We start from the raw sequence: 14,848 nt of genomic DNA on the forward strand, positions 1-14,848 counted from the left end.
TGTTAGTTAAGGATAATGAGTAAGCATGTTGGTTCAGAATCAGGAAGGACGCGATCCTGATTCTGAATGTTTATAACGCTAGGCAGCGTGAACGATGAGTGGGGCCATCTGATATAACTCTTCTAGTATGGCTTTCGTTTGTCTCGAATACACCAGACAATCTCGATCGCCAACGAGCTGAATTGCTCGCACTTTACCTGCAACCAAACATTGCCTAATCGTGCGTAGAACCATTTGGATATCAATTTCTGACGCGCCATCAAGGCTGTTTTTGGTTTTTAGAGATCCAAGGTCGATGCTAATGATTATTTGGTCGCAGTGGTCTAGGTAATTGCCGATCTGTTGCTTAACGTTATTGCGATGACGAAAAGAAAACTCTTTCTCGGTCACCCAATCACAACCTTGATCTTCCGCGTATTCCCACGTTTCCTGCTTCGTCTCTTGCTCACTGACGCCAGCAAAAAACAATCGTACGTTTTGATAGCGAGAAAGAGCAAAATGGAATGCAGAGCCTAAGCGTGGCTCAAGTGTCGGCTTCAAGTTCATGTTATGCCCGATATTTACGACACCCACTTCGTCTCGATAGGACACGACCACAGGTAACATGGACAAGATTGCCTCGGTACAGTTAGTGACTAAAACCGGAATTGAGTGACGAGAAAGCGAAAGGCTTAATGCTTCTTGAAACTCGCCATTCTCCAGTTTGTCGTGGTTGAAGTGCCCATAGTTCTCAGCGGTTTCATGATCATGTTGTTGGTAAAGCCAATCACTAGCATTTTCCAAACTTTGATCAGCTAATTCAAACGCGCCCTTAGACATGGGTGGCAAATACTCACACACTGTCATAAAAGAAAAAGGGTAATGTTGCGGCTGCTTCACTGTGTGATGGAGTTTATAGCGTTTGAAAAAGCTTAACATGATGAATTACCTTTCTGGTGGTAGTGCCCTTGCCGCTTGCAGTACATGTAAAATAATGCGCTGCTTGTCCTTTTCGACTCGGTGGGCCGGAGCCATCACCGAGACTGCGCCAATCAGTTTGCTTCCTTTCATTACCGGTGCGCTAATACCTGAAACACCAGGGTCAATCTCAGAAGTACTGACGGCATATCCGTGTTTACGGATGGTTGTGAGCTCTTTTTCCCACTCGTCGCGTCGGTGATCTTGATTAAAATATCTCAAGATTTTCTCGCATCGACTTTGAGGCATAAAAGCGAGCATCACTTTAGATGAGGCACCGCGCAGCAGAGGTTGACTTTGACCCTGGACGAAGCTGCAACGCAGCGCCTGCATACTTTCTTTCTGTCTGACACAAAGCGCACGATAACCAGCTGGTACCATATAAGCGGCCATTTCCCCGGTTTGTTGTACCAACCTAGCCAGTATGGTTTCGACCATGTCGAGCCCATGTTGCGCGGTCTCATAGCTGTGCATGAGTAATAATGCCGCCGGACCAACGACAAATGTCTTGTCGTGAACGCTTTCTTCGATCAAATTCCACTCTTTAAGCAGTTTTAAGTGTCGGTAAAGGCTGCTTAAAGGAACGTTCAATTGCTCGCTTAGCGTTTTCGCCGAAACTGGGAACGGACTAACTGCAACTTGCATTAACAACTGCAGTGATTTTTCGTTTACCTGGTTAGCATTAGCTTTGTTTGTCGTCATGAGAGTGTTGTAACGTGTTGTAGGAGTTACGACAAATATAATTCTTAATCACTGAGAAAAGAAAAATAATTTTAATGGGTAATTCTTACATGATGAGAAACAGACAGGTAAAGAATTTCGCAAGTACCGATAGACATAACATGGTGTCGAATTAAAGTCTCAGGTTTGAGGCGCTTGATACTAAATTGGAACAGGAGTGAATAAGACATTGTTTAGTTTGCGGTATTACTCAGCGTTTCGCATACTGAGTTAATCCAAACAAATAATGTTAAAAAACGTGAGTTGCTAGCGGGTATCGGAATCGAGGTACCATCTCAGTAAATCGGTTTTATAAAAGGTTACTTTTATATGCTGAATAAGGCGATTTTTAAAAAAGCCATCATTTTTCTTCTGCCTATTCCCTTGGTTATTGGAGAGGTTTTGTATTTAGCTCGTGAAAGCGTGCAAAACAATCTCAATCATTTATTAGAAAAAAATGTGCAAATTGCAGATGAAATTTTATTCCAAATAGAGACAGAAAACCGCACGGCGTTGCTACACCCTGAACGATGTGAAGAGCTCCAGCAAAGCTTAATGTTTGAACGAGATATTGAAGAAATGCTCATTGTGAAAGAGGGAGTCATTACTTGTTCTTCGAAATTGGGAAGTATCTCTAAACCGTTAGCTGAGCACATCACCTTTCCTAAGGGACAAACGCTAGCGTTTGGTAGTGTTGATAGCTTGTACGATCAGTTCTTGCTTGTGGTAACGGAGGGAGAGCGGGGTTATCAAGCCGTAACGATTATCGATCATGACTACTTTAATGCAACAATAGGGTTTAACAACGATTTACGCCTAAAACGCTCTGCGCTGTTTATCCATGATCAAGTTTCACCTGAAGGAGCATTAAGAGCGGGAAGTAATCCTATCGGTATCAAATCGTCGCAAATGTTTGAGTATGAAGCTTTGAGCGAAGCCAGCGATCTTTTCGTCAAACAGAGAACACTTTCCTATTTTTTGTACTCAATTCCAATTATTTTCGTTATCTACCTTTGCTTGTATGCGTTGAATAAGTTTATTGATCCCCATCGCAATTTGATACTGGATCTTAAAAGAGCGATAAAAAGAGGAGAGTTGACCCTGTATTACCAACCGCAAGTTAACGTTGATACCGGCCAGTTATTCGGGTTTGAAGCGCTAGTGCGATGGGAGCATCAAAGTAAGGGGTTCATTTCTCCGGATGAGTTTGTCCCTGCGGCAGAGCAAAGTGGATTGGTTTTTTTACTTACTGATTTCGTTCTGGATAAAGCGGCAGAGGACTTCAGTAAATTAGGCTTTGATCAGCCTGTCCACCTTGGTATTAACGTGCCGCCTGGTTATTTAGTCGGACCAAACGCGATCAGAAAAATTCAATTGCTCGACAGACAGTTGAGCCGAAACAAAGTCTCATTAGGGGTAGAGATAACGGAGCGTCAGCTCATTGATTCAGAGGCGAGAAAATGCATTGCAGCGCTGCGAGTGCATGGTATTGATGTGCTGATCGATGATTTTGGAACTGGCCAAACCTCGTTAGCATTTCTACAGCACATGCGCATAGATTACTTAAAAATCGATAAGTGCTTTGTCGAAACCATTGGTATTCCTAGCCTTAGTGCTTCTGTCTTAAAAGCGATGGTTCATTTCGCGGAAGAATTACAAGTACAATTGATCGCTGAAGGCGTGGAAACCATAGCGCAAGCTGAACACTTAAAGCAGATGGGAGTGAGATATCATCAGGGATACCTGTACTCCAAACCATTACCTTATGAGCAGCTTGCGCAGCGAAGTCATTATGATTGGTAGACGTTAGCTCTATAACACTGAGCATTTTCATCAAACACAAACTCTAACTCATTTTTGATGCTATCTAAGCGGTCTTCTTGGTAGTGAGACACATACAATAGTTGGCTTAAATTCTCTCTAGCGATGAGTTCAAGTGTGTTCTTAACTAACCGTCTACCCAAAAAATCTAACCCTTGATACGGCTCGTCCAAAATCAATAATGTGGGTTGTTTCACGATGGCTCTTGCAATCAGTAATAGTCGCTGCTGACCGTACTCTAATTGCTTGAATGAGGTTTTTTTGTACTGGCTCATATGTAAGATATCGAGCCACTCGTTTGCAATATTCATCTCTTTGCGAGTTGGCTGGTTATACAACCCAATCGAATCGTAAAATCCTGACAAAATGACTTCTAATGCGCTGCAATTGACTCGATATTGGAGGTGTAGCGCTGAAGACACCATGCCGATATGCTGCTTAATTTCCCAGATTGTCTCGCCAGTACCACGCTTTTTACCAAAAATATCAATGTCATTGCTGTAGCATTGCGGATGATCGCCAAAGATCAATCCAAGTAAGGTACTCTTTCCACAACCATTTGGGCCTTTGACCTGCCAATGTTGGCCCTTGTCTATGCGCCAGTTCAAGTCAGTAAAAATCTTCTTATCGGTGTATTCGACAGCCCCATTCTTTAGTTCAAATATTGGGTTGTTGAATGGCGTCGAGTGCTGATGCTGACGTATCAAGCTTATCATTTCTTCACTCTGTTGCTCTGACTGAGATTTTATTTGTCCAATGATTGGATGATTATCCCAACTGGACTTATCCATTGTACTATCAAGCTTTCCTGCACTGAAAAGCGCGATGCTATTGATCCACTCAGGCATGTCAGATTCGCGAGAGAAGGTTATGAGTAGTTGCACATTTTGAGAAAGCGAGTGTAAATAGCGAGCGAGAGCAGCTCGGTGCGCAATATCTAAGCCAGTAAATGGATTATCGAGTAATACTAAGTCAGGTTGTGTGGCTAAAGCTCGGGCGAGCATTACTCTTCTGGTTTCTCCGGTAGAGAGAACGCGGAAGCCACTATCTTTAAGATGACTTAGGTCGAGATCATTAATTAGCTGTTCAGTTAAGTTGGTGTCTTGGCTCTGCTCTAGGATTAATGAATAAACAGTGTTCCCTTGGTCGATACGATCAAGAAAATCCGTATCATCCTTTTCTAATTCTCTTTCCAGTAATCGCTGTTGCTCTGATAACGACACTTGCGCAACGGACAGCCCATTTAGCTCAATTTCCCCACTATTTGGTGACATTTCATCACAAATAAGGTCTCCAAGCAGAGAGCCAATATCTCCATCCGCGCTGAATATCCCCCAAGACTGCTGAGTGTTAATTTTCCAATCGTCAATAAACAAGTGTGTCGTGTTTCTCTTAGCTGCAAGCTGACGAAAGTGAATAGTCATTGTGTTTGTCTTCCCTGTTTTCGTTTTAGTGGATTACTTATAACAATTTACGAACTCAGTACGGAAGCGCTTTTGTGTATTAATTTTGAACAGTGCTCAGTCTTGTGCATATTAACGAAGCCTTGTATTAGAGGATAAAAATGCGACTAGAGTCATTAAGTAACAAGTAAACTTGTCAATAATTTTGTTTTATTTTTGAATCAACCTATCATTATGCATGTATATGTTATGCTGATAAATTCATATTTGCCGTTTGTTAATTAATCAATGTAAGGACACATGTTTATGAGTGAAACGGAATACGATTACCCTTCGAGTTACAGCCTAGTTTCCATTACCGATACCTCCAGTTACATCAAATATGCCAGTGAAAACTTTAATGAAGTCGCGGGGTTTGATGAAGGGGAGCTTATCGGTAAACCCCACAATGTTGTGCGTCATCCTGATATGCCAAAACAGGCTTTTAAAGATTTATGGACTCACCTGAAAACTGGCAAACACTGGATGGGAATGGTCAAAAATCGACGTAAAAACGGCGGCTATTATTGGGTTGACGCGTTTGCTTCTCCTATAAAATCTAATGGTGAAGTTGTGGAATACCAATCAGTGAGATTTAAACCTGAGCGTATACACATCCAGCGAGCGGAAAAAGCGTATTCGAAGCTTCGAAATAATCGTAAGCCGTGGAAAATGTATCTTCCTCGTACACGTTTGTGGATGAGATCGGCCTTCTTCCTTTTAATTTCAAACCTTCTTGGCTTACTCATTCTACAAATGAATCAATCACCAGTGATAGCGTTTAGCGTTGTTGCGTTACTTTCCGTTTTCTCTATTTATGTATTAACCAGACCAGTTGAAAAGCTCGCTAAACAGGCTAGGCAAGACTTCAACAATCCACTCATGGAATATATTTATTGCGGAAGAATCAACGATCTGGCTGAGATTGAGCTGGGTATGAAGATGCGTAAGCAATTTGCCAATGCGCTATTGGGGCGCGTTGGCGTGTCTGTAAAAGACTCTTGCGAAGAAACGCGCGCAAGTGCTAACAGTGCTGCGACAAATAGCCAGCAAGTGACGGAGAATTTAAGCGCACAGAAAGTGGAGATTGACTCGGTCGCAACAGCGGTCAACGAGATGCAAGCATCTTCATCTGAGATATCAAATAATGCTCAAGCGACCGCCGAGGCTACGTTAGAAGCGCAAAATACGATGATAGACAGCCGTAGCGTTATCGATAATGTTAACCAATCGGTTTTAGAGTTGGTTGATGAGCTCGGCGAAATATCTAAAGTGGTCATACGTTTGAACCAACAAACCGAGCAAATTGGAACCGTTGTTGAAGTCATCAATGATATTGCCGAACAAACTAATTTATTAGCGTTGAACGCTGCAATTGAAGCCGCGAGGGCAGGCGAACAAGGCAGAGGGTTTGCCGTTGTAGCAGATGAAGTGAGAACCTTAGCTAAAAGAACTCAGGAATCGACAACAGAGATTAAATCGGCCATTGAAGGGATTCAAAATGGGAGCAAATCAGCGGTTTCAGCGTTAGAGAAAGGTAACGAAATGTCGACCGGAACGGTAACATTGCTAGGTACTGCTTTGGATAGCATTCAACAACTGGAATCCCTTGTTCAAGACGTCGTCGAACGAAACCAACAAATTGCGGTCGCGATAGAAGAGCAGGTTTATGTAACGGATGAAATAAATGAAAACATCCAGTCGCTTAATTTAAAGTACAGTGAATCGTATGAACTGATGACTGAAACGAACCATATGAACACCAAAGTGCAAAATTGTACCAATGACCTGTCTGAAATGATTAAAAAGTTTGCTTAAACTTTAGAAAATCTAAAAGCCCGCTAAACATTAGCGGGCTTTTAACTGGAATATAGTGAAGTGCCGGATTCGTTTACGAGCGAGGATTTCTAAATCTCGTTTTTTAAGAGCTAAAACGACGAAAGCTCGCAATAAATGCGAGCTTTCTAAATAAGTGGCGGAGAGATAGGGATTTGAACCCTAGATACGCTATTAACGTATGCCGGTTTTCAAGACCGGTGCTTTCAACCACTCAGCCATCTCTCCGTTGTGGGCGGTATAATAAGGAGCATAGTCTGACTTGTAAAGTGCTGAATTATAATAGAAGTACTGTTTGCTTGTTCTATGATCACTGATGTGATGTTGGACAGTTTGAAAGCGGAGTGAAAAAGGGACAAAAAGTACCAATTTATAGAGTTTTTACTTTATATTGGCGCACGTCAATAAAATGGTGTTTTATTGTTATCTTGCTGATATATAAGACATAACATGCTTTTAGGGTACATGTGTTCGCCCGAAAGTATTTGCAAGACTTTGTGAACTAATTCAAAATTAACTGGTATAGCCAGTTGTGCTTAGAATTCTTAAGGGTGTTTATGAAGGTCACAAATCTATTTAAAGACAAAGTTGATGCGATTTCTGCTCATCAATCCGAGTTTATGAATTGGATGTCTCCAACGTTACGCGATTATTGGAGTGACTTTTTGGGGAAAGCTCAAAATAGCTTTCTTTTCTCAAAAGTTCGTGATCACCAGCAGCCAGCCGTCAACGAAGAAGTTGCACCTCAACCTGCACCGATCGTAATGGCACCAGAGGCTCAAAAGCTTTATGACGAGTTAAGTGAAAAAATTGGCGAAGTTATTCACACTGGTGATTGGGTTCATGTGTCTCAAGAACGTATTAACCAATTTGGTGCGGTAACGGAAGACATGCAATGGATTCATACTGATCCAGAGCGTGCTTCAACTGAATCTCCATTTAAGACAACTATCGCTCATGGCTTTTTAACATTAGCATTGCTGCCTAAACTGACGGATTCAGTTGATCCAGAAAAGCCAATGTTCCCAACAGCTAAAATGGTAGTTAACTTGGGTTTAAACCAAGTTCGTTTCCCTTACCCTGTCAAAGCAGGCAATAATGTTCGTGCAGTCAGCACGTTAACAAAAGTAACGCCAATCAAAAAAGGTTTGGAGATTGAGCGCGAAATTAAAGTGGAAATTGAAGGTATTCGCCGACCTGGTGCGGTTGTGGTCTCTGTAATTCAACTGCATTTCTAATTCCGAAACCGGATAGAACACGACATAGGAAAAGAGAGCATCAAGGTGCTCTCTTTTTTATTTTTACTGATTAAAGTTTTTTACTGGCGTATAACCGTAATCTGCAATCGCTTTTTGTCCCTGCTCTGAACGAAGGAAAGCGATAAAACCTTTACCTGCATCGCTAATCTTATCTACTTTGTATAGCACTAGGAATGGTCGCGCCAACTTGTACTTATGATTGCTAATGTTTGTCGAGGTTGGGTCAATACCATCTAACTGAATCGCCTTGATCGAGCGATCTACTGACCCTACAGAGATAAAACCAATGGCGCGAGTGTTATGGTTAACAATGGTTTTTACCATGCTGTTACTGTTTACAACCAAGTTGTTTGGGCTGATATCCGAGACAAGGCGATCATTAACGATTTTGGTCAGTCCCAGCAAGCTTTCGAAGCTGTAACGTGAACCTGAAGACGCTTCTCTAGTAACCACCGCGATAGGCTGATCTGCGCCCCCGACCTCTTTCCAATTCTTAATTTTACCTTTGTAAATATCAAATAGTTGTTGCTGAGAAAGGTTTTCTACAGAGTTGGTACGGTTTACAACAACAGCGAGGCCATCATAAGCGATAGGGTATACATTGAGATCTTCACCTTTTTCGCTTTCAGTCAGATAGCGAGAGCTCATGCCTATTTCGGCTACTCCTTTATTGACCATGGTGATACCAGCACTCGAACCAATGCCCTGAACAGCAACGTAATCGTCTGGGTGTGTTTTGTTGTATTCCTCAGCAAGTACATCCATCACACGAGCAACCGACGTTGAACCTGAGATGTTGATTTCTTTTGCAATGGTAGGGAAGGAGACTGCTATGGCCAATAACGTCGCCACAGTAAAACGTAACATATTAAACTCCATATACGGGATAAAGCAGAGTTTATGATATTGCGTTCAGGTTACACTTTTGTGAACTGTTAGCGCTAAACAAAGGAATTGTTTCTAGTCAAGAGGTGATGGAGCTAGCGTTTCCAAGTGGATTGAGATGATAATCTGGGCAAAGGATAATATAGCTATCTTATACTTGAGTTAGGTAGATAACTACCATCGGTGATGATGTAAAGGTTATATACTAGGATCGACAGCTCTAACTATCATCCATCGGGAGAACGTTGATGTCAGTGTCCCAAATGGCGACAAGTCGTTTATACAAATCAGTTCAATCGCTCTGCTCTGCGCGTAATGCTAACTTGCCTGTCGAACAGGGCAAGTGCCTCTATGAGCTAGTAGAAAATGGCGTTGAGCTTCATCGGGCGCATTTTCTCCTCGACTCCCAGCATAGCGAGTATACTTCTCCCGTCGCGAAGATCATGTTTGATGAGGACAACCAACTTTGGTATTTCTATGTTCCCACATATCACAACGAGCTGTTAAGGTGGGTGCCTTATAAGCCACTTCCATTTAGCCGAATGCTTGAGGACTTACTCAACGAGTTGGAGCGCGATCCTCAAGCGTGTTTTTGGGAATAGGGCGAGCCCAACGGATGCGAATGCCGACATGATTTATACTTTAGGCCTAACAACTTGGTTTCTAAAGTCTTTGGGGGTCATGTTGTAAACGGATTTAAATGCTGTACTGAAATGCGCTGCACTTTTAAAACCAGACTCAAACGCTATTTCTGTTATTGATTTTTCTGACTTGCGCAGTTGGGTTGCTGCGAAGTTTATCCGTTTCACCTTTAATATCTGAGAAAACGAAAGATCATCTGCGGCGAGGCGACGTTTTAAGGTTGCGATGGACATGCTCATATGAGCCGCTAAGCCTTCTAGCGTGATGTCTTTTTCAATATTACCCTCAATGTACTTAATGGCTTTTTGAGAGTCGCTCAGGCTACTTGCGTCATCTATGATAGATAGGATGTTTGGCTCTACCTCAACCATCAACGACAGCAATGCCATTGCGATATGGCTTTGTGTGTAGTCTGGAGCGTTGCGACTCGCTAACTTAACCAACATGTCCTTCAATTGTGCTACTTCGCCACTGGATTGCGTTGAAAAAGGATAGAAGCGCCTTTCTTCCGTTTTGGAACGTAGCATCGGGTGCGCTTTCTTAAAGTCACAGAATATATTTGGATTGAAGACTAAAGCCAGTGCTTTAAAGCCTCCGTCACTAGAGACGGCTTCTGCACTGCTCAGATCTGCGGAGTTATAGAGTGTGAAATCTCCGGCTTTAAGTTCAAATTGCTCACCATTAGGTTGATGAACTAATAGGGCACCTTCTTCAACAATATATAACCCATTATGTGTTGCAGTGTAACGCTCACTTTTGCGCGCAGTGAAGTGATTAAAGCGAATGATCTCAATGTTCGGCATACTAGTTCTTATCGTTTTACATAACAAATAAAAAAGGCGCTCAATAGAGCGCCTTTTAACTTCATTCGGTATTATTCACTTACAGTCTGTTCTGTTTGTGCTGCTGGTTGTTCAGCGAATACCTGGGTTGGCTTTGCAACTAAACTGCGGTTTTCTTGGTTTACGTCCGTAAGGACAATTTCCAATGTATCCCCAAGTTTGTATACGACCTCTTTATCGATAGAGATGGTACCGTTGTCGCCATTGCACTCAATTCTTTCTTTATTATCAAGAATTAGTGCACCAGGAATAAAGGCTGCTGCGCCATTTTCGAGAAGTCGGACACGTGCGCCTGCACGATTAATATCGAAAATCTCACCTGTGAAACAAGTTTTCTTGCTCGGCTCATCAGCAAGCGTGCGTGCATATAGCCAATCTGAGACATTTCGCTCAGCGATTTTATGATGTTTACGATGTAGAGCTAGCTCTTCGCCTACTTGGTCATCTGGTTTTTGTACGGGTTCTTTACCAAGGATGACGGCCTTCAACATACGGTGGTTGATCATATCACCGTATTTACGAATTGGTGATGTCCAAGTTGCATAGATGTCTAAACCCATTGCGTAATGAGGCAGAGGCTGATTACCCACCTCACTGTATGCTTGGAACTTACGAATGCGGTTATCTAGATAAGACGCTTCTTGAGCTGCCAACCAGCGGCGCAACGCAGCAAAGCCTTCTAGCGTAGCAATAGACTCCGCTGTGAACTCCAACTGGCCTTCTGGATTGACAAGTTGAACCACTTCTTCAATCTTCTCGTTCTTGATACCTGCATGCGTATTGAAGACACCTGTTTCAAATTTATCGCGTAATGTACGACCTGCACAGATGTTTGCGGTAATCATGGATTCTTCAACAAGACGGTTTGCACTGCGGCGCATGTCTGCGTGGATAGCGATTACATCGTTATCTTCACTGAGCTCAAAACGGTAGTCAGGACGATCAGGGAAGACCACTGCGTTTTTCTCACGCCATTCAGCGCGAGCAAGAGAGAACTCATAAAGATCACGAACGATGGTCGCGATCTCTTCAGATGGCGTCCATGCTTCAGAGCTGCCGTTTTCTAACCAATCAGACACGTGATCGTATGCTAGGCGTGCATGTGATTTGATGTTTGCTGCGAAGAATTTAATATCGTCGCCAATCACACCATCTTTACTTACCGTTACGGTACAGCAAATAGCAGGGCGGGTTTCACCTTCAATCAGAGAGCATAGGTTGTCCGCTAAATCACGAGGTAACATCGGGATGTTGCGGCCTGGAAGATAAATAGTATAGCCACGCTCACGTGCTACTTTATCCATTTCATCTTCAGGTGTGATGTAGGCGGTTGGGTCCGCAATAGCGATGGTGAGTTCGAAATCGCCAGATACGGTTTTCTTCGCGTACAGCGCATCGTCCATATCTTTAGTCGATTCACCGTCGATAGTGACGAATGGAACATGAGTCATGTCTACGCGTTCTAGCTCCGCGTCGTCTTTCAGTTCCCAGTTATCGATGCCTGCTGGCTCAGAGTTTGGTAGATCGTTTTGAGCAAGCGTTACCCACCAAGGCGCAATTTTATCATTCGCGTCAGTGATTTTTTCAGAAATTTCTACGAAGAAAGAGTTATCGCCTTTTAGAGGGTGGCGAATAAGATGTGCGACAACCCAATCACCTTCGGCGAACTCGTCAGGTTTAAGACCTTTCTTTAGTTTCGCTTTAAGAGACAGCTTTTTAAGCTGTGGGTGATCAGGTGCTACGTTGAGCTTGCCTTTGAACATTTTTACTCGACCAATAAAGCGAGTCACGGCTTGTTCCAGCAGCTCTTGTGGCTCTGCAACTTCGCGTTCATTTTCGGTGCGGATAATGGCGACGACTTTGTCACCGTGCATGCACTTTTTCATGTACGCAGGCGGGATGAAGAAGCTAGTCTTACTGTCCACTTCCAAAAAGCCAAAGCCTTTATCTGTGGCTTTTATTGAGCCTTCTTTTTTAGGCAGGTTTTCTTGGATTTGCTGCTTAAGCTGAGCGAGTAGTGGGTTATCTTGAAACATCTTTTCTTAAATTACCTATGGAGTTGGGCACACTATAATCATTGCGAGCTATTATTACTACCTGTGGAGCGTAATTTCGCCGTGAATTTTGCCAATTTAACCACGAGAAATTGGCTTAAATATTGATGAAATTCTCATCTGTGAGTTACGCGAATCTACGGGGAATGGTAGGGCTGGTGGAAAAATATGCTAAAAAGATCATTGTTGAGAATAAATTGTGATGTAATTCAATTTTTTCTGGATTTTTTTATGCTTTTAAGGAATAATCCGCCTCCCTTAGTCGTCCCTAATGGCTTATCGCGGTTGTGTACTGTGCTGTGTTCCCGTCTGAATGGAATCAGTATCTGGATGGATCAGTATCGAATTGGAAGAGCATATGGGACTGTTTTTTTGTTTAATTAAGTAGGATCCCAATGCAAGATTCTGTTATTCAATTCAGTGATTTATCTCTGAATGATTCTATCCTTTCTGCTCTAGACGGAATGGGTTTCGTGTCACCAACTCCAATTCAGGCTGCGGCAATCCCACACCTATTGGAAGGTGCTGACGCGCTGGGTAAAGCTCAAACAGGTACAGGTAAAACAGCAGCGTTCTCTCTGCCTCTTCTCAACAAACTCGATCTAAACCAACGCAAACCGCAAGCGATTGTACTTGCTCCGACTCGTGAGCTGGCAATTCAGGTTGCAGCGGAAATGAAAAACCTTGGTAAAAATATCAAAGGTTTGAAAGTTCTAGAGATTTACGGTGGCGCATCTATTGTCGACCAAATGCGTGCTCTTAAAAGTGGCGCTCATGTAGTTGTCGGTACTCCAGGCCGTGTTCAAGATCTTATCAATCGCGAACGTCTACACCTAGACGAAGTTAGTACTTTCGTTCTTGATGAAGCAGACGAAATGCTAAACATGGGTTTCGTAGATGACGTAACTGCGATCATGGAGCACGCTCCAGAGTCAGCACAACGCGTTCTGTTTTCTGCAACTATGCCTCCAATGCTGAAGAAGATCGTTGAACGCTTCCTTCGTGACCCTGTAACGGTTGACGTTGCTGGTAAAAACCACACTGTAGACAAAGTTCAACAACAGTTCTGGGTAGTGAAAGGTGTAGAGAAAGATGAAGCAATGTCTCGTCTTCTTGAAACTGAAGAAACTGACGCGTCAATCGTATTCGTACGTACTCGTCAAGATACTGAGCGTCTGGCTGACTGGCTATCTGCACGTGGCTTCAAAGCAGCTGCACTGCACGGTGACATTCCTCAGTCTCTACGTGAACGTACTGTTGATCACATCAAACAAGGTGTTATTGACATCCTAGTTGCAACTGATGTTGTAGCTCGTGGTCTTGACGTTCCACGTATTACGCACGTATTCAACTACGACATCCCATTTGATGTTGAGTCATACATCCACCGTATCGGTCGTACTGGCCGTGCTGGACGTAAGGGTAAAGCGATCCTTCTAGTTCGCACTAACCAAATTCGTATGCTTCGCACTATCGAGCGTGTAACTAAGTCATCTATGGAAGAAATCCAACTTCCTCTACGTGACCAAGTTGCTGAAGCTCGTCTAGCTAAGCTAGGCGCTGAGCTTGAAGCAGAGAAAGAGCACAAAGCACTAGACAAATTTGCTGAGTTGGTAGAGAAACTACAAACTTCTCTAGACATCGACCCAGCAACACTTGCTGCTATGCTTCTTAAGCGTCAACAAGGCAAACGTCCTCTGTTCTACATTGGCGAAGACCCAATGGTTGAAGCAATTGAGCGTGACAAGCAACGTCGTAAAGAGCGTCGTGAAGGTGGTCGCGATGGCGGTCGTAACTTCAACAACCAAGACTGGGATACTTACCAGCTTCAAGTTGGTCGTGAGCAAGGCGTTCAAGTTAAAGACATCGTTGGCGCTCTAGCAAACGAACTAGGTCTAGGTAAAGGTTCTATCGGTGCGATCAAGCTAGCTCAAGGTCACACATTCGTACAGCTACCTAAAGCAATGACTTCAGACGCGGCGAACAAGCTAAGCAAACTACGCATCCGTCAACAAGATGTTGGTGCTGTAGTATGTGATTTCGATGATTTCCGCGAGTCTCGTGGTGGTCGCCGTGACGGTGGTCGTCGCGATGGTGGTCGTCGTGATGGAGGTGGTTACCGTGGCAACCGCGAAGGCGGCAACCGTGGTGGTGATCGTCGTGAAGGCGGCCGTCGCGAAGGTGGCTTCCGTGGTAACCGTGACGGCAACCGCGATGGCAATCGTGAAGGTGGCGAACGTCGTTTTGATCGCAACCGTGGTGGTGATCACCGTGGTGCACATCGTGGTGAACGTGGTCACGGTCGTGGCCGTCGTACAGACGTATAATCACTAGTGATTAAAGCGACGGTTTAAGTCGCTACAAAAAGAATTGAAAGCCGAGCAAAGCGC

General features: G+C 43.5%; 11 protein-coding genes and 1 tRNA gene. 5 read left to right on the top strand and 7 right to left on the bottom strand.

Annotation, left to right across the window (positions count from 1 at the left end; all coding sequences use genetic code 11):
* Positions 1–78: 78 nt before the first annotated feature.
* Positions 79–918 carry an arginase gene (locus R8N46_RS03220; protein ID WP_005375657.1) on the bottom strand — a complete coding sequence of 280 codons (840 nt, stop codon included), beginning with the start codon at positions 916–918 and terminating at the stop codon, positions 79–81.
* 6 nt (positions 919–924) lie between these two features.
* Positions 925–1,659: an IclR family transcriptional regulator gene (locus R8N46_RS03225; protein ID WP_005386192.1), complete on the bottom strand. Its 735-nt coding sequence runs from the start codon at positions 1,657–1,659 to the stop codon at positions 925–927.
* A gap of 348 nt (positions 1,660–2,007) precedes the next feature.
* On the opposite strand from R8N46_RS03225, the gene R8N46_RS03230 reads away from it, so the two are divergent.
* Entirely contained in the window at positions 2,008–3,480 is a 1,473-nt protein-coding gene (locus tag R8N46_RS03230) for an EAL domain-containing protein (protein ID WP_054574374.1), read from the top strand.
* Here R8N46_RS03230 and modF read toward each other — a convergent pair.
* Positions 3,468–4,922, bottom strand: coding sequence for a molybdate ABC transporter ATP-binding protein ModF (gene modF, locus R8N46_RS03235; RefSeq protein ID WP_115386711.1), 1,455 nt, complete (start codon positions 4,920–4,922; stop codon positions 3,468–3,470). The genes R8N46_RS03230 and modF overlap by 13 nt on opposite strands.
* A 285-nt stretch (positions 4,923–5,207) precedes the next feature.
* Between modF and R8N46_RS03240 the strand changes: the two genes are divergently transcribed.
* Positions 5,208–6,758 carry a PAS domain-containing methyl-accepting chemotaxis protein gene (locus R8N46_RS03240; RefSeq protein ID WP_181881322.1) on the top strand — a complete coding sequence of 517 codons (1,551 nt, stop codon included), beginning with the start codon at positions 5,208–5,210 and terminating at the stop codon, positions 6,756–6,758.
* 155 nt (positions 6,759–6,913) lie between these two features.
* On the opposite strand, the gene R8N46_RS03245 is transcribed toward R8N46_RS03240, so the two are convergent.
* Positions 6,914–7,004 (bottom strand) — tRNA-Ser (locus R8N46_RS03245).
* 329 nt (positions 7,005–7,333) lie between these two features.
* Between R8N46_RS03245 and R8N46_RS03250 the strand changes: the two genes are divergently transcribed.
* Positions 7,334–8,014, top strand: coding sequence for a MaoC family dehydratase (locus R8N46_RS03250; protein WP_005386198.1), 681 nt, complete (start codon positions 7,334–7,336; stop codon positions 8,012–8,014).
* A 63-nt stretch (positions 8,015–8,077) separates the two neighbouring features.
* Here R8N46_RS03250 and R8N46_RS03255 read toward each other — a convergent pair whose 3' ends face one another.
* Positions 8,078–8,902 carry a phosphate ABC transporter substrate-binding protein gene (locus R8N46_RS03255; RefSeq protein WP_213972145.1) on the bottom strand — a complete coding sequence of 275 codons (825 nt, stop codon included), beginning with the start codon at positions 8,900–8,902 and terminating at the stop codon, positions 8,078–8,080.
* Positions 8,903–9,168: 266 nt separating this feature from the next.
* Between R8N46_RS03255 and R8N46_RS03260 the strand changes: the two genes are divergently transcribed.
* Positions 9,169–9,522, top strand: a complete 354-nt coding sequence (locus tag R8N46_RS03260; protein WP_017635751.1) for a DUF3024 domain-containing protein — start codon at positions 9,169–9,171, stop codon at positions 9,520–9,522.
* A 33-nt stretch (positions 9,523–9,555) separates the two neighbouring features.
* On the opposite strand, the gene R8N46_RS03265 is transcribed toward R8N46_RS03260, so the two are convergent.
* Positions 9,556–10,365, bottom strand: coding sequence for a helix-turn-helix transcriptional regulator (locus tag R8N46_RS03265; RefSeq protein WP_191115870.1), 810 nt, complete (start codon positions 10,363–10,365; stop codon positions 9,556–9,558).
* Positions 10,366–10,436: 71 nt separating this feature from the next.
* Positions 10,437–12,440 carry an exoribonuclease II gene (gene rnb / locus R8N46_RS03270; RefSeq protein ID WP_213972146.1) on the bottom strand — a complete coding sequence of 668 codons (2,004 nt, stop codon included), beginning with the start codon at positions 12,438–12,440 and terminating at the stop codon, positions 10,437–10,439.
* A gap of 413 nt (positions 12,441–12,853) precedes the next feature.
* Here rnb and R8N46_RS03275 point away from each other — a divergent pair, with 413 nt between their 5' ends.
* Complete coding sequence (locus R8N46_RS03275) at positions 12,854–14,785, top strand: DEAD/DEAH box helicase (protein ID WP_213972147.1); 1,932 nt, start codon at positions 12,854–12,856, stop codon at positions 14,783–14,785.
* Positions 14,786–14,848: the final 63 nt, after the last annotated feature.

It is taken from the genome of Vibrio sp. 1874 (assembly GCF_033344395.1).
Classification (GTDB): domain Bacteria; phylum Pseudomonadota; class Gammaproteobacteria; order Enterobacterales; family Vibrionaceae; genus Vibrio; species Vibrio alginolyticus.